This is a genomic window from Eudoraea algarum, from assembly GCF_050589645.1.
Taxonomy (GTDB): domain Bacteria; phylum Bacteroidota; class Bacteroidia; order Flavobacteriales; family Flavobacteriaceae; genus JBNGOQ01.
Window position 1 is genome coordinate 1,105,004 of sequence record NZ_JBNGOQ010000001.1, and the last position, 15,103, is coordinate 1,120,106.

At 45.5% G+C, this 15,103-nt stretch carries 15 protein-coding genes; 9 read left to right on the plus strand and 6 right to left on the minus strand.

Annotation, left to right across the window (positions count from 1 at the left end):
* Window positions 1–43: 43 nt before the first annotated feature.
* The 3 genes from ACRD67_RS05085 (at window position 44) to ACRD67_RS05095 (ending at window position 2,556) form a co-directional block, all read left to right on the plus strand.
* A complete protein-coding gene (locus ACRD67_RS05085; RefSeq protein ID WP_430965955.1) occupies window positions 44–607 on the plus strand; it encodes an RNA polymerase sigma factor in 564 nt (187 codons plus the stop codon).
* Window positions 594–1,340, plus strand: coding sequence for a hypothetical protein (locus ACRD67_RS05090; protein WP_430965956.1), 747 nt, complete (start codon window positions 594–596; stop codon window positions 1,338–1,340). The genes ACRD67_RS05085 and ACRD67_RS05090 overlap by 14 nt, the downstream gene beginning before the upstream one ends.
* Before the next feature lie 136 nt (window positions 1,341–1,476).
* Window positions 1,477–2,556, plus strand: a complete 1,080-nt coding sequence (locus ACRD67_RS05095; protein WP_430965957.1) for a porin family protein — start codon at window positions 1,477–1,479, stop codon at window positions 2,554–2,556.
* Between the two features lie 72 nt (window positions 2,557–2,628).
* Here ACRD67_RS05095 and ACRD67_RS05100 read toward each other — a convergent pair whose 3' ends face one another.
* Window positions 2,629–4,044, minus strand: a complete 1,416-nt coding sequence (locus tag ACRD67_RS05100; RefSeq protein WP_430965958.1) for a lactonase family protein — start codon at window positions 4,042–4,044, stop codon at window positions 2,629–2,631.
* 471 nt (window positions 4,045–4,515) lie between these two features.
* On the opposite strand from ACRD67_RS05100, the gene dnaG reads away from it, so the two are divergent.
* Complete coding sequence (gene dnaG / locus ACRD67_RS05105; RefSeq protein ID WP_430965959.1) at window positions 4,516–6,495, plus strand: DNA primase; 1,980 nt, start codon at window positions 4,516–4,518, stop codon at window positions 6,493–6,495.
* A 73-nt stretch (window positions 6,496–6,568) separates the two neighbouring features.
* Here dnaG and ACRD67_RS05110 read toward each other — a convergent pair whose 3' ends face one another.
* Window positions 6,569–7,198 (minus strand): response regulator, encoded by a 630-nt coding sequence (locus ACRD67_RS05110; RefSeq protein ID WP_430965960.1) that lies wholly within the window; start codon window positions 7,196–7,198, stop codon window positions 6,569–6,571.
* Between the two features lie 167 nt (window positions 7,199–7,365).
* The gene (gene nadE / locus ACRD67_RS05115; RefSeq protein WP_430965961.1) at window positions 7,366–8,154 is read right to left on the minus strand and encodes an NAD(+) synthase; all 789 of its coding nucleotides are present in this window, start codon (window positions 8,152–8,154) and stop codon (window positions 7,366–7,368) included.
* 66 nt (window positions 8,155–8,220) lie between these two features.
* Between nadE and gldB the strand changes: the two genes are divergently transcribed.
* Window positions 8,221–9,210, plus strand: coding sequence for a gliding motility lipoprotein GldB (gldB, locus tag ACRD67_RS05120; RefSeq protein ID WP_430965962.1), 990 nt, complete (start codon window positions 8,221–8,223; stop codon window positions 9,208–9,210).
* On the plus strand, window positions 9,210–9,545 hold the full coding sequence (gene gldC / locus ACRD67_RS05125) for a gliding motility protein GldC (protein ID WP_430965963.1): 336 nt from the start codon (window positions 9,210–9,212) through the stop codon (window positions 9,543–9,545). Before gldB ends, gldC begins: the two co-directional genes overlap by 1 nt.
* Window positions 9,546–9,574: 29 nt before the next feature.
* On the opposite strand, the gene ACRD67_RS05130 is transcribed toward gldC, so the two are convergent.
* Genes ACRD67_RS05130 through ACRD67_RS05140 form a run of 3 tightly spaced genes read right to left on the minus strand, consistent with a single transcriptional unit; the run spans window position 9,575 to window position 12,499 of the window.
* The gene (locus tag ACRD67_RS05130; RefSeq protein WP_430965964.1) at window positions 9,575–9,940 is read right to left on the minus strand and encodes a DUF4890 domain-containing protein; all 366 of its coding nucleotides are present in this window, start codon (window positions 9,938–9,940) and stop codon (window positions 9,575–9,577) included.
* A gap of 11 nt (window positions 9,941–9,951) precedes the next feature.
* On the minus strand, window positions 9,952–11,196 hold the full coding sequence (gene bamG, locus ACRD67_RS05135; RefSeq protein ID WP_430965965.1) for a BamG family beta-barrel-assembly machinery protein: 1,245 nt from the start codon (window positions 11,194–11,196) through the stop codon (window positions 9,952–9,954).
* Window positions 11,186–12,499: a DUF4270 family protein gene (locus ACRD67_RS05140; RefSeq protein WP_430965966.1), complete on the minus strand. Its 1,314-nt coding sequence runs from the start codon at window positions 12,497–12,499 to the stop codon at window positions 11,186–11,188. Before ACRD67_RS05140 ends, bamG begins: the two co-directional genes overlap by 11 nt.
* A gap of 225 nt (window positions 12,500–12,724) precedes the next feature.
* Here ACRD67_RS05140 and ACRD67_RS05145 point away from each other — a divergent pair, with 225 nt between their 5' ends.
* The 3 genes from ACRD67_RS05145 (at window position 12,725) to ACRD67_RS05155 (ending at window position 15,091) form a co-directional block, all read left to right on the plus strand.
* Window positions 12,725–13,609, plus strand: coding sequence for a DUF6268 family outer membrane beta-barrel protein (locus ACRD67_RS05145; protein ID WP_430965967.1), 885 nt, complete (start codon window positions 12,725–12,727; stop codon window positions 13,607–13,609).
* 7 nt (window positions 13,610–13,616) lie between these two features.
* Window positions 13,617–14,636: a Kelch repeat-containing protein gene (locus tag ACRD67_RS05150; RefSeq protein WP_430965968.1), complete on the plus strand. Its 1,020-nt coding sequence runs from the start codon at window positions 13,617–13,619 to the stop codon at window positions 14,634–14,636.
* A 110-nt stretch (window positions 14,637–14,746) separates the two neighbouring features.
* Window positions 14,747–15,091, plus strand: coding sequence for a DUF4907 domain-containing protein (locus ACRD67_RS05155; protein WP_430965969.1), 345 nt, complete (start codon window positions 14,747–14,749; stop codon window positions 15,089–15,091).
* The last annotated feature ends 12 nt before the right edge of the window (window positions 15,092–15,103 follow it).

The window sequence follows — 15,103 nt, forward strand, 5'->3', positions numbered from 1 at the left end:
TTAGCCATTTAGGTCGTCTAGTTTATAGAGACACTAAAGACCAGTGAAAATCATTTCATTTTACAACAACGAGAAAGCCCTGATCAAAAAAGCGACCGAAGCAGATCGGGAGGCACAACGGTTCATATACGACACCTATTCTGCCAAGATGTTAAGCGTGTGCAGGCAATATGTCCGGGACCTGCAATTTGCGGAAGATGTGATGATCAACGGTTTTGTGAAAGTGTTCAAACATATTGACTCGTTTCGGCATCAGGGCAGTTTTGAGGGCTGGATTCGTAAGATTATGGTAAGGGAGGCGATTTCTTACCTGAGAAGGAAACAGTTTGTGGTTTTTGATGATGAGTTGTTCGAATATAAGGCCGCAGATCCCATCTCCTTCAATGAGGACCTGGATGCAGAGCGTATACAACAATTGATCGATAAACTTCCAGAGGGCTACAAAATGGTCTTTGTACTCTATGCTGTTGAAGGGTATAAGCACGGCGAAATAGCCAAGATGCTGGAAATTTCGGAAAGTACTTCCAAAACCCAACTGTTTAAGGCCCGAAGAATGTTGCAAGAAATGATAAAGGAACAAAATAGGATTGGTTATGGCACCCACTAAGTTTGAGGAGCAGATTAAGGAAAAATTGAACGAAAGGCGGATGCAACCCACCGAAAGGGCGTGGGAAGCCATCAGCGAAACGCTCTATACCAATAGGGCGTCCAAGAGGGGAAACTTCTTTTGGTATGGCCTGGCCGCCAGTTTTGCAGGTATTTTGGCAGTTTCCCTCTGGTATTTTAGCCTTCGGGAGGTTTCCACAGCACCTGACCAGCAAACGGTAGAGGTACCGGTAAGCAAGAAAAAAATTGAACAGCCGAAAGGAAACAATACCATACCGGCCTTGGAGAAGGTGCCCGAGGAAATTGCAGTTGCCAAGGAGGATACAGAAGTTATGACCGAGGAGGCTCCCCTGGCCAAGAATGCCATGGCGCAACGAGAGACCGATATAAAGGTAACGGAAAAGATACATGGTTCGGAATTGATAAGAAAAAAAGAATGGTCGGAATCACAGGAAATCATAGATACAAAAATTGCCGAGGTAATTGCCCAAGTAGATTTGCTAGAACAGGAAAATACGGTAGTTACCGACGCTGAGCTCGAAACCCTATTGCGCAAGGCCCAGGAAGAAATATTGGCGGAAAGGATATTTAGGGAGGATCAAACGGTAGATGCATCGGCCTTACTTGCAGAAGCCGAGTCCGAACTCGACAAATCGTTTAGGGATCAAATTTTTGAAACCTTGAAAAAAGGATATTTCAAAGTTAGGACAGCGGTTGCCGATCGTAACAACTGAAATTCATATGAATCACCTCTCCAATCCTTGTTACGCCCATGGGGTTGGCAGCATAAATAATTCATCAATCATTAACAGACCCAGATGCCACCCTTCCAAAAAGGGAGGGGGCGGTACGGGGAGAAACAAAAACAGTATGAGAACCATTAGCATGTATTTGGCACTTCTTATTCTTTCGCTAATCGCGCAAAGCGCGGTTGCCCAGGACCAAGGATACAAGGAAGAAGTGGCCACTCTGAAAGCGCGGAAAAAAGAAATCACCCAACAGGAAAAGGACGCATTAAAATTAGAGATTCAGGACATCAACAAGCGTTTGGACCAGAAACTCATAAGTGTGGAAGAGGCGAAGATCTTAAAGGAGGCAGCGGCAAAAAAGAGGGCCTTGAACATAGAGAACAGGATAGCGATCGTAGACAACGAAATAGCCTTGTTGGAACGCAACGAGGGCAAGTTGTTGGTGTTGCAGGAGCGGGATTCCACCGAGAAAACAGCAGGTTTTGAGTTCGATGTAAAAAGGTCCGATGGCACCTCAATATTCGCCAAACGACAGCGATGGAGAAGGGACGTTAAGTACGATAGACGTACCTATTCGGACCTAGTTCTGGCCATAGGGTTTAACAATGCGATTATAGATGGGGAGTCCTTGGGCGATTCCCCGTATAAAACTGGGGGAAGTCGTTTTTTTGAAATGGGATGGGCCTGGCGTACCCGGGTCTTTAAAAACTCGAATTTTATGCGCATCAACTATGGCTTTTCCTTTCAGTTCAACGGCTTAAAACCAAAGGATAACCAAATTTTCGTGGTCAATGGGGACCAGACCGAGTTGCAGGATTTTGAATTTAATCTCAGCAAATCCAAGTTCAGAATGGACAATTTGGTATTCCCGCTGCATTTGGAATTTGGTCCCTCAAGATTTTGGCAGACCGATGAAAAGATCCGCTACTCCCTGCGCAATCAGTTTCGGGTGGGGTTCGGAGGTTATGGCGGGTTTAATATCGGCTCCCGGCAAAAACTGAAATATCGAAATGAAAGTGGGAATCGGATAAAGGAAAAACTGAAGCGGGATTATAATGTATCTGACTTTGTATATGGTCTTAGCGCCTATATTGGTGTAGAAGGGGTGCTGCTCTATGCAAAATATGATCTCAGCCCTATCTTTGAAAATGCGGTCGTGGAGCAAAATAATATTTCACTGGGTCTTCGGTTCGATCTATGATCTTGTGCCATAAAAAAGGCCAGAAGGGTTTTAGAAGCCCCTTCCGGCCTTTAAACAAACCACCACTATATTTTAAATGGCCACAATACCCTGGGTATTGGTGTCCGGAAGGTTGCCAGATTCCTCACCGACAAACTCCAAGGACTGGCCGCTTATTCTATAAATTCCTATGGTACCGTCCAATCCGAACAATTGGTAGAGATATTCACCATCATCGGTAATCCACATGTCTATCCAACCCTCGGTATTGGCAAAGGCGTCGGGACCATTGTCCGCTCCACCCGTTCCCGTGCCCAAGGCTGCCGTTTGGTCTAGCAATTGTACAGCACCGTTGCTGAAGGAATAAGAGGCCAAACCTGCCTCAATGGCATTGGAAACAAAGAAGGTGTTGCCGTCGGCGGTAAAATCCAACCAACAGGCGGTTCTTCCCGTGTTTCCTTCACCCGAGCGTACATCCATGCTTATGGGGGTTAGGCTGCCATCTGCCTGAATTTGCCAGGTGGAAACCGAACCGTCCTGCAAGGCGGGGAAGGCAGGGGGCGTGCCGTCTGGCTGAAACTCCCTGGCTTCTGTTACCACTACATAGTTGTTGCCCACAATTTGAAATCCAATGGCCGAGGGTAGGTTTCTCCCGTCTGTGTTGCCCCGTAGGGTAGAAGTAGCGCCTGCCACTTGATCGGCACTTAGGGTGCCATCTGCATTGACACTGTATACCACAATCTCATCTTCACTTCCCGATGCCAGGGCCGCGGCGCCAGCATTTATGGAGGCAACCACCAACCAATTACCGTCGGGGGAGAATTGCACGGCCGAAGGCCTGTTGGCTAAATTCCGGGTAGAACCTGCTATGGGAGACAGGGAGCCATCGTCCAATAGCCAGTAACCGGTGATACTTCCCTGCTGCTCCGGTTCCCCACCGGCTAAAAATTCCTGACGGCTTATATTGGAGACATATACAATGCCTTTAAGTCCGTCCGCAGCATCGCTCCGCTCGGAATACGCAATACTGTTAGGACCCAGATCTCCCGTGGGCTGGGAACCTACAAGTTCCAAGGAATAGTCCTCGTTGATGTTAAAGGAGGTAATGGTATTGCTTCCCGCATTTACCGCCAATAAATTCTCATTATCATCTGTTTTTGTAAGGGCATAGGCCGAAATTAGTGGGTCCAAGCCCTCGCCGCCATCAAAATCGCCCCCATTTCCGCCTGTGGGATTGGGTCCGATCGGTGTCAGGGACCCATCCGCTTCCCGGGCGTATGCAATAATTACGTTTGGTCCTTGGATATTGGTTCCCGTAACCTGTCCATCTCCATTGGTCATGGCGTATACGGCACCGACAAAATTTGGAGCATCGTCATCGTTGTCGTCACCATCACCTTCGCCATCGGTAACCGGATCTTGGGTTACCAAATCGTCATCATCACTGCAGGAGGCAAAAGTAAGGCCAACGACCACCAGTCCAAATACAAATATTTTCAAATTTTTCATTACTATTTTTTTAGGTTTAATTCGTTTTATTGTAAGCTATCTCGGAGTACCTTAAAGCCAAGTACGCATAGCTGCACTTCGTCTCCATGGATTATCCAGATATTGTTCAACTTTGCTACATTCGGCCGAAAGAATGCGGGTTAAAAAATCCGGTCTTGTTTTTTTGACCTGTAGTTTGGTACGGGGACGCCTTTCACTGCTTACAACCTAAAAAACAGTTATCACAAGAGTGCAGGGAGGAATAAAACCGGATCGTTTTTCCCAATCATCTTGAGTATCAAATTTTTAGGAGGCCCATGGGCCTGGCCTTATCAGGGGTACCGTAATGAAAATGTTATGTTTTCTATATAAATATTAACAGAACTTCATTTTTTTTTGGATGGTTTTTTCGCTTTTGAAAGGAAGTTTGTGCAATTAAATTATCTTTACGATATTGTTTTTTTGACACAAAATTTTCCAAATTTCCACCTTTTGATTTCAAAATCGACCATAGATCAAGTATACGAAACAGCCCGTTTGGAGGAAGTTATCGGGGATTTTGTACAATTGAAGAAGTCGGGGTCAAACTTTAAGGGCCTGAGTCCGTTTACAGACGAACGCACCCCGAGTTTTATGGTTTCTCCCGTAAAACAGATATGGAAGGATTTTAGTAGTGGCAAAGGGGGTAATGTAGTGGCTTTTTTAATGGAACACGAGCACTTTACTTATCCCGAGGCCATAAAATATCTGGCCAAAAAGTACAATATAGAGGTTGAGGAGACCGAGCAGAGTCAGGAGGAAAAGGCCCAAGCCAATGAACGCGAGAGTATGTTTCTGGTCTCTGAATTTGCCGCCAAATATTTTGAGGATACCCTATGGGAAAGTGAGCCGGGGAAGGCTATCGGACTCAGTTATTTTAAAGAACGGGGATTTACGGAGGAGACTATTAAAAAGTTCGGGTTGGGATATAGCTTGGATCAGTGGGAAGCCTTTACCCAAGGGGCACTGGATAAGGGATATCAACTGGATTACCTGGAAAAAACTGGTCTTACCATTGTAAAGGACGGCGGCCTCAACACAGGGGATACCAAAAAATTTGACCGATTTAAGGGTCGGGTGATGTTCCCCATACATTCCATGAGTGGTCGGGTACTGGGTTTTGGAGGCCGGATATTGACGAGTGATAAAAAGGCAGCGAAATATCTAAATAGTCCGGAGAGCGAGATTTACCATAAGAGCAAGGTACTCTATGGGATCTACCTGGCAAAACAAGCCATCGCAAAGGAGGACAATTGCTATTTGGTGGAGGGATATACAGATGTGATCCAACTGTACCAGAGGGGCATTGAAAATGTGGTAGCCTCTAGTGGCACGGCCTTGACGCCGGACCAAATTCGTCTGATCAACCGGCTAACGAAAAATATTACCGTGCTTTTTGACGGTGATGCCGCAGGATTGCGGGCCTCTCTACGCGGAATTGACCTTATTCTGGAACAGGGGATGAATGTTAAGGTCTGTACCTTTCCCGAAGGCGAAGACCCGGATAGTTTTGCAAAAAATAATGACTACGAGGAGGTGCTGCGCTATCTGCGGGAAAACGCCAAGGATTTCATTCAGTTTAAGACCTCGCTATTAGCGGAGGAATCAGCGAACGACCCAATAAAAAGGGCCGATACTGTCCGCGATATTGTGCATAGTATTTCCAGGATACCCGATCGTATCAAAAGGGAAATCTATATCCAGGAATGTGCCCAGATAATGAACGTTTCGGAAGAAGTACTCTTCAATACCCTGGCACAGATAGGCAAAAAAGAAATGGTAGAGGCCGGTAAAAAAGCAAAAAAGACCCAACAGGCCTTTGATGTGGTCCGAAACGAACCGGTACAGCAAAGGGTTGATGTGCAATATGAACTGGAACGCAAGATTATAGAAATGCTGCTGCTCTATGGGAACGAACAACAGGAATTTGAGGATTTAATCCTAAAAGAGAACGAAAAGGGCGATTTGGTCCTGGAACCGGAACAATTGCAGGTCAAAGTATATGAAAAAATCTTTTTGGACCTACAAGAGGACGAAATAGAACTTACCCACGAACGCTTTCGGTCAATTTACTACACCCTGATCGAGCAACTCAACGAAAAGGAGGATTTTTCGGTAAATACGTTTATGGCAGATTTGGACCGGGAAGTGATTTCTGACATCTCCTCCATTTTAATGGAAGAGGAAAAATACACCCTTCACAACTGGGAGCGGAAAGACATTTATCCCAAGGAAAAGAAGCAGGGCATTGCCCAATTGGTCAGTGAGACCATTTTGACCCTTCGTTGTTTTTTGATCAAACGAAGAATCGAAGCCCTACAACAGGATACACAGGAAATAAATACGGACAATAGGGAGACGCTGGAGGAAATTGTCAATTACTTACAATTAAATAAGTTGTTGAACAAAAAGTTGAACAGGGTACTTTCCTAATTCCCCGGTTTGGACAAAAAAGAAACCCCTGCATTTGGTAGCGGGGTTTTATCTTTTGAAATCGAAGTGGAGTTTAATACAGTTCAAGGGCTTTTGCCTGCTGCAATAAATCCACCAGATTGTCCACATTTAATTTTCTCATTAAACGCGCTTTGTAGGTGCTGACCGTTTTTTCATTCAGGTTTAACCCCAGGGCCACATCCTTGTTTCGCTTGCCACTAGCCAAAAGCTTCAGCACTTCAACTTCCCTTGTTGAGAGTTTTCTAAAGAACCTTCTAGGCTTTTGTGTTCCTTCATCAAAGGCCAGGCGCTGTGCCAATTCATTGGTAATGAACATATTACCTTGGCTTACCTTTTTGACAGCGGAAATAATATAATCCAGATCAGCTGTCTTGGATAGGTAACCAAAGGCACCGGCCCTAATGGTACTCAGGGCATAAACATCCTCTGACTGCCCGCTGTAGATAAGTACCTTGATATTCGGATATTCTTGCTTAATCTTTCTAAGGGTAGCAATACCGTTAATTTCAGGAATATCCATCTCTAGCATAACGACATCGGGGCTAACTTTTTCCAATTTTTCGAATAGCTCGGAAGTTGTAGCAACGTCGTCAATAACCTCAAAATCGGAAGAAGACCCAAGTACATGCTTAATTCCCATTCGCACAATGGGGTGGTTGTCCGCAATTAAAACTTTGATCATTTTGGCTTGTTTTTCTATATTCTAACTATACTGTTACGTCTAAAAATACTGACATGCAATGTAAGGTTAAAATATCTAATTTGTTGAACAAAAATGAAATTTTTTCTGGAAAAACCAGAATTTTCACCACTTTATTCGACTTAAACACTTGATTCTTAGTCAAGCGGTTATTTTAATCCTGTTGGAATCTCGCAAACAGGAATGGGAACCATCTTATGCTGGTTTGCCGAATTAAATTTTTTAAATATAAGAAAAACTTCTCTTTCTCTACCCGAAAAGTCAGTTGCCTGTTTGCCCTGATCGCTCATGCGCATGGCCCATTCCAGTTCCGGATAGGAGGCCCCGATCTGATCCTCATCGGTCCTGTTATCGCCCCAGAGCCCATCTGTAGGGGGGGCTTTGATGATTTCCCTGTTTATGCCCAGAAAGGTGGCTATTGTATAAACTTCGGTCTTCAAAAGGTCTGCGATGGGACTTAAATCCACGCCTCCATCACCATATTTGGTATAAAATCCTACGCCAAAGTCCTCTACTTTATTCCCGGTACCGGCCACTAAATAGCCCTTTAATGCCGCAAAATAGTACAATGTGGTCATGCGTAAGCGTGCCCGGGTATTGGCCAGGGACATAAAACGGTCTTCCTCATTGTCCACAGGGGGCAACGCGGCCACCAGATTATCGAACACCGGGGTGAGGTTTACCTCTTGCCGCTTTACGTGGGCAAAATTATCCTGAAGCCATTGTATATGGTGCGAGGCGCGACTTACCTGCTTTTCGGATTGATGGATGGGCATTTCCAAACAGAGAAGGTCCAGACCGGTCTTGGCACAGAGCGTGGAGGTAACGGCAGAATCTATTCCCCCCGATATCCCAATGACAAATCCCTTGATGTGGGCATTTGTAGCATAATCCCGTAACCATTTCACAATATGGTCTATTACTTTTTCCGTTTGCATAGCGATATTTATTACGTTGAAAACTGTTAACTTAGCCCCGTAAAAATAAAGCGTAGGTACTGAAAAATGAAACGAAAGGGCGATTACTTTCATTGGAGAAAATGGGATTTTTTGGTTTTGATGCTAACGGCGGTTCTTTTTGGTTGTGGTGATGGGGACAAAGTTGCCGAAGCGGTTAGGAAAACAGCGGTGGATTTAGAGATATCCCGTTTCGATAGGGCGTTTGCCCAAGCCTCTCCTTCGGATCTTCCCGCTTTAAAGAATCGTTATCCTTACCTCTTTCCAGAACAGTATGCAGACAGTGTCTGGGAGGCCAAGCTTGTAGACACCTTGCAACTTGAACTTTTGGAAGAAGTGGATAGGGCATTTGCCAATTTTGAAGCGGAAACTGCCGATCTGGAGCTGCTTTTCAAACACATAAAATATTACTTCCCCAACTATAAGCTTCCCAAGGTACTTACCGTCACTACAGATGTGGATTACAACAATCGAGTGATTTTAACGGACTCGCTGTTGTTTTTGGGATTGGACAACTACCTGGGCCATGAACATAAATTTTATGCGGGGATGCAAAATTATATAGCCGCAGGTCTGGACAAACGGTTTTTGATCAGTGATGTGGCCGGCACCTTCGGAAAACAGGTGGTTTCCAGGCCAAGGGACAAGACCTTGCTGTCCAAAATGGTGTACTATGGCAAGGAACTGTACCTAAAGGACAAAATAGCGCCCTTTTTGGACGATACCGAAAAAATAGGATATTCCTCAGATCAATTGGCCTGGGCACAGGCCAATGAAGAACAAATTTGGCGCTACTTTGTGGAAAGGGAACTGCTCTACAGTACAAACAACAAATTGGATCAGCGATTTCTGGACCTTGCCCCTTTTTCCAAATTTCAATTGGAATTGGACAATGAATCCCCTGGACGGATCGGCAGGTACATGGGTTGGCAGATTGTAAGGTCCTTTATGGAAAATAATGATTTGAACCTAACTCAATTATTGAACCTTTCTGCCGATGAAATCTTCAAAAGATCTAACTACAAACCTAAGAAATAATGGCAAAGCTCCACACCTCGGAAATTACATTGAAGGTAGGACTCGATGAAAACAGGGTTCCCGAGGAACTTACCTGGTCCGCCCAGGATGGCGGAATTGATAACGAACAGGCCAAGGCTATGCTGCTATCCGTATGGGACAGCAAGAACAGGGAATCCCTTAAGATCGATTTATGGACCAAGGATATGCCCGTGGACGAAATGAAGATTTTTTTCCATCAAACCTTGGTATCCCTGTCGGACACTTTTATGAAGGCTACCCAAGATGAAAAAATGACGGCCACGATGAAGGATTTTTGCGACTATTTTGCCGAGAAATTGGAACTCAAGCAGTAGGGCCTAAAAAAGACGTGCAGGCCAGGAGGCTATGGTCCCATCTGTTTTCTGAAATATCTTCTGAACTTGGGCTCCAGCTCCTCTCTGTATTTTTCCATTTGATCTGGGGTAAGCACGGCTTCCAAATTGGTATGCTTAGCTTTTTTAAGGGCCTTTATTTCACCCATTTTCCCAAACATGCCACCATCGGCCTCCCTTATGGCGAACATTTTTTTTGCGTATTTCAGGTTGATGGCTTCAATACGGCCTTGCTGTGCATCATTCAATTTTAATTCCTTTGCCATTTCTCGACTTTGATATTCGGCCATTTTTTGGGCATCCAGGCCCTCTTGAGCTGACAGGCAGGCCAAAAACAACCCCACAAACAGGGTAGTAGTTATCTTTTTTGTTTTCATAAACTATGGTATCAATTAATTTTTCGTTTTAGGAACCAAATGTCCTTTAAGCTGATGTTTATGTTAATGGTGTTAAAGCGCTCCTGTACCAGAAATCCCTCGGTGGTGCCCCGGCTACTGTTGGCGTAGGAAATATTCAATCGGGATGCGGACCGGTACCCTAGGGGAATGCCTATGCCCGCTGTAATGCCGTAGGAATTTATCTTGTTGTCATTCACCTGAAGATAACCGGTGTCATAGTTGAATCCTGCGCGGAATTGCAAACGTTCCCAAAACTTTAATCCTTGTTTGTCCTTAATGTATTCCCCACCTAGGGAGATGACATGTTGGTCTATAAACTGTCCTACGTTGTCCCGTTGTCCGGTAGCCTCCCACAGGCGTATCCCATAATCCAAATTAACCGCTAGTTGGTTGCTGGGTCTTATTAGGATGCCTCCGTTGAGTTCCAAGGGCAGATCAAAGCTTTCGAGCGAAATGTTTGTTTCATTTTCTACAACGGTAGGAACAAAATCCAGGGATTTATCCACTACCCGATCTTGGGTGCCCGAGAGTGAAGCAGGTAGATTGGCCACTAGGCCCAAGGTGAATTTTTCACCCAGCTCATATTGGAGGCCCAATCCAAGTCGAAATCCATTGTAACTACTTTGTTCAGCAATGGATAGGGAACTCTGATCGGCCACGATCTGCTCACTTTCTTCCAGCGTACCAAAAAGATAGGAGAGGCTGCCCCCAATTCGCAAATGCTCGGTGAGCGCATATCCATAGGAAAACCGAAAATCGTTTAGGGAGCCCGTGCCCAGGATGTTGCTGGTAAATTGGTCAAAGGAGCCCTCAATATTGCTTTCCACACCAATAAGGGAATATCCAACATCGGTGTAGGGAGCCACGGATAACCCAAATGAAGATTTGGGACTAAGGCTTGCAGCTATGGCCAAGTTGGAAAAGTTACCTGCAATGCGCCGTTCGTTGGCACTGCGGTTGGATATGTTGCTCATTTCGACCAGAAACCCAAAATCAAAAAGAAAACTCCTTTCGGCATACTCGCCAAAAGAAGCCGGATTGAGGATATTGATGAAATTTGGGCCGGCCAGGGCGTACCCCCCATTTCCGAGGGAACTGTTCTTGCCAATATTGGCATTGGTGGATACACCCAAGCCGAATAGGGAATACGGAGAGCCGGTAAGATTATTGGTCTGTGCCATCAAACCCAAAGGGAAAAGCAGTAGCGTTCGTAACAGGACTGATCTAATCATCATAAATGGCATAAGTGAGGATTAACCGAGCTTCAAAATCTGTATTTTCAGGACCTTCAAGGACAATTCTGTCTACCGTCCCATTGAACTCTGGGGGGAAAAGCACCAAGGCATCTTCAACTGTAGGGGTCTCTGTCAATTTAGCATCGATATAGACCCCCACAGGAATTTCATAAATGACATTGCTGAATTCCTCGTTTTCCTGGCTTATCCTGCCCAGCACAATCCCCTGTCCGTTAGCGACCGGTCCGATAATCTCGTTGTTCTGGTCCAAAATGGCGACATTTAAGGAATCCCTTAGGGGGAGAATGTCATCGTAGGATGCAACAGGAGGTTTTAACTGCAGGATGGCGCTCAGCACCGTTCCTGTGCCTTGGAGGTCAAAAACCCTTTTGATCGTAGGGAATTCCACCCGGGTGGCATACCCGATACCCGATTGAATATAACTCAGGTTGTTGGAGGCCGTAGTAGGTAGGTTTGTTTCCTGGTCTGTCAACACCTCCAATGTTGTTCCCGACACATCACTGGTTATATTGTTAAAAGCCGAAGGTGTTTCGCTAAAGGGGTTGATAAAAAGATCAAAGCTTCCCTCCACATCCTCAAATTCATCTGGAACGGAATAAAAAAAACGAAGATAGGTTTGTTCCTGGTTTTTGGAAAAACCGACAATAGCACCATTGTCCTCCACACCCGACTGCAGGCTGAATCCCTTGAATTTTTCCCTCAGGTCATCCGTATCATTGATATCGTTTTCTTGTATGAGGTCAAAGATTTCCTGCCCTGCCGAAATGGGAAGAGAGATATGCAGGGAATCTTCGTCAAAAGGTTCGGGCCGGTAATTTCGTTGGGCTAGGGGAACGGAATCAAACGGGAGGGTGCTGGTGTTGTAAAAAAAATCCTCCTCGGGCCGTAGCTCCTCGGTAAGTAGGTGTACGCGTATTTGCGTTACCTGTGTAGTATCGCTGTAAAAGTAGTCATCGTACCCCAAAATTAAGGCAATGCTGTCCAGCTCTGCGTCATTGGGCAGGGAATAGGTCTGTGCGCTAAGTTCCATATATGCCGCGGCAGTAACGCTGCCCAAAAAGGCATCGGAGTACCTGCCTATCAATAGCCTATCGCCATCCGAGCTGATGATACTGTCAAATTTAAAGGTAGAGAGTTCAACGGCAAAAGTGTCCAATACGAGCAGACGTACGTTAGAATCCGCAAATTCCTGACCTACTTCCAGGGTAGGGATGTCCTGTGGATCCACGGAGCAGGCCAGGATAAGACCAAGGACGGCGGTTATGCCCAAGAGTTTCTTCATTTCGCAAGCTATTTCTGATGGCAAATTAAGTAGGGCGCCAGCAGTCTGGGAAGTATTTTATACGGAGTGGAAAAATCCATATACGGACTTGGAAAATCTATCTACAAACCGGAAATACGGAAACGGTCGATACTTATGCCGGGTTGGTCTAGAGAATCACAAGCCCTGTATATTTTTTTTCGGACCCTTGCACCCTGCCTTTAGTTTTGACAAAAATGCAAGTAGTTGAAGTGCAAAATATATTTACTCTTAATGGTACCGTTTACCTATAACATATCATGGGCTCAAGGAGCTGCCTTGGGTGAAATCGCCAAACTGGAATACCGGCTCGTACCTAGCCTAGGGGACACAGAGATGAGTACCTATACGTTTAACCTTGGAGGGGGGATTAAGATGAAGTCGGGATTTTTGGGAATCGGGCTTGGGTATACCAATCATAATTTTTCTTTTTTTGATCTACCTGGAAACTTTGAATCCCAGGAATATGAGGAAATACATGTACTTAGGGCCAGACTGTTTTACAGACATAAAATGGGTAAAGGTTGGTCGGCCAATTTTAGTGTGGCCCCGGGCTTGTCCTCCAACTTTGCCGAAGGCATTTCCGGTGATGATTTTCAGATCAACGCCTTGACAGGTCTGTCCAAAAGATGGGAAGGGGGAAAAGGCCCGGCCACTTTTTCGTTTGGACTTGCCTTTGGTACCGCTTTCGGAAAGCCACAATTTTTCCCAACGCTTTCCTTTGGGAAGAAACTAAGTGAACGATGGAGCTATGTTTTGGGGATACCTGTTTCGGGACTTACCTACCGCCCCGATGAACGGCATTCGCTGAGGGCGAGAGCTACTTTTTTCGGCACCTACGCTAATATCTCATCAACAGTGTCCTTCAATGATATAGGAGACCTTAGGCATACCAAATTACAGGTCAACGGCCTTGATTTTGGTGTGGAGCACAACTTTAGGATACAACCCAATTTTACAACAGTGATTAGGGTGGGTTATTGGTCCACCAACCAGTTCCGTATCCTTGATGGCGAAAATACGGAACTGTTCAATTTTGAAACAACGGGCGCAGCCTACATCAGTATGGGCTTAACGTTTAATTTAAACTAAAGAAGGTATGGAAACAAGAAGTAAAGAAGCAAATCTTTTGGCAAATGGCCGGCCCCTGCTGCTCTTATGCATGTGTTTAGGGATATTCCTCGGCTGTTCCAGCAGTGATGATGGTGATGACGCACTGGGGAATTGGGTAGACCGTTCCATATTCGACGGAACCCCGAGAAGCGGTGCAGCTACCTTTACCATCGGCGATTTGGGCTATATGGGAACCGGATTTGATGGGGATGATCGTTTGGCCGATTTTTGGGTGTACGATATCCAAGGTAATTTTTGGAGCCAATTGGCCAGTTTTCCGGCTACGGCACGCAGCTCTGCCGCAGCCTTTACCATCAACGGGAACGGGTATGTAGGACTGGGTTTTGACGGCGATAACGAGCTGGGCGATTTTTACCGCTATAATGTGGCAGCCAACACCTGGGATACAATTGCGCCCTTTGGTGGATCGGCAAGGCGAGGGGCGGTGGCCTTCAACTCGGCTACCCATGGTTATGTGGGGACCGGATTTGACGGGGATAACGATAAAAAGGATTTTTGGCGATACGACCCCACTTTGGACACATGGACAGAACTTGTAGGTTTTGGGGGCAATAAAAGAAGGGACGGTGCCACTTTTGCCATCAATGACAAGATATATTTGGGCACAGGGGTCTCTAACGGGCTAAACCAGACCGATTTTTGGGTTTTTGATCTCACCAACGAATCCTGGAGCCCCTTGCTCGATTTGGATGATGATGACGATTATGCCATTGTCCGCAATAGCGGAGTAGGTTTCAGTATTGGCGACAAAGGGTATTTTGCTACGGGAGATTCTGGTGCTGGAGCTTCCATAGATATATGGGAATATGACCCCCTAACCGATCTATGGGAAGAAAAAACACCCTATGAGGGAACCACAAGGCAGGGTGCGATAGCTTTTTCCAACGGCTCACGGGCTTTCCTGGCCCTGGGCAGGAGCGGTAACCTGTATTTGGACGATAATCGGGAGTTCTTTCCTTTGGAGGAGGAGGACGAGGATGATTAGAATTTTTGTAAGCAAATAGGATTTAAGTTTAGATTGGTTTTTAATGTGTGTAATTAGTTGGGCAAACCGGTCCTGGTGAAAACAAATGGGGCCGGTACGTCCTATCAAGGATGGATAACAAAAGAAGACATACGGTAGCTCTGATTCTTATCGGCATAGCGGTGCTTTTGATCGGGATCATTTTGAAAATCCGATCAAAGGAGAAGCCGCCCCTGAGGCCGCAGTACCGACTGGAGGTAATTGAGCATTGGGCCAGCGCATGGTCGTATGAGATATATTACGGGGATCAACTGCAGATCAAGCAGGAGTTTGTCCCTGGAATCCGTGGAAAAAAACATTTTACATCTAAAGAAGAGGCACGTATCGTGGGAACATTGGTCTTAGACCGTTTGATTGTGGGCAAATCGCCCGTAGTCCATGTAGAGGATTTAAAAAAGAATGGAATCAGTCATTAAAAATAAGTATCT

Bases quoted from the DNA above. Each gene is read 5' to 3' on its own strand.
- ACRD67_RS05150 (WP_430965968.1), top strand. From the start codon at position 13,617: ATGGAAACAAGAAGTAAAGAAGCAAATCTTTTGGCAAATGGCCGGCCC.
- ACRD67_RS05095 (WP_430965957.1), top strand. From the start codon at position 1,477: ATGAGAACCATTAGCATGTATTTGGCACTTCTTATTCTTTCGCTAATC.
- ACRD67_RS05140 (WP_430965966.1), bottom strand. From the start codon at position 12,499: ATGAAGAAACTCTTGGGCATAACCGCCGTCCTTGGTCTTATCCTGGCC.
- bamG (WP_430965965.1), bottom strand. From the start codon at position 11,196: ATGATGATTAGATCAGTCCTGTTACGAACGCTACTGCTTTTCCCTTTG.
- ACRD67_RS05155 (WP_430965969.1), top strand. From the start codon at position 14,747: ATGGATAACAAAAGAAGACATACGGTAGCTCTGATTCTTATCGGCATA.
- ACRD67_RS05090 (WP_430965956.1), top strand. From the start codon at position 594: ATGGCACCCACTAAGTTTGAGGAGCAGATTAAGGAAAAATTGAACGAA.
- gldB (WP_430965962.1), top strand. From the start codon at position 8,221: ATGAAACGAAAGGGCGATTACTTTCATTGGAGAAAATGGGATTTTTTG.
- ACRD67_RS05110 (WP_430965960.1), bottom strand. From the start codon at position 7,198: ATGATCAAAGTTTTAATTGCGGACAACCACCCCATTGTGCGAATGGGA.
- gldC (WP_430965963.1), top strand. From the start codon at position 9,210: ATGGCAAAGCTCCACACCTCGGAAATTACATTGAAGGTAGGACTCGAT.
- ACRD67_RS05100 (WP_430965958.1), bottom strand. From the start codon at position 4,044: ATGAAAAATTTGAAAATATTTGTATTTGGACTGGTGGTCGTTGGCCTT.
- ACRD67_RS05130 (WP_430965964.1), bottom strand. From the start codon at position 9,940: ATGAAAACAAAAAAGATAACTACTACCCTGTTTGTGGGGTTGTTTTTG.
- nadE (WP_430965961.1), bottom strand. From the start codon at position 8,154: ATGCAAACGGAAAAAGTAATAGACCATATTGTGAAATGGTTACGGGAT.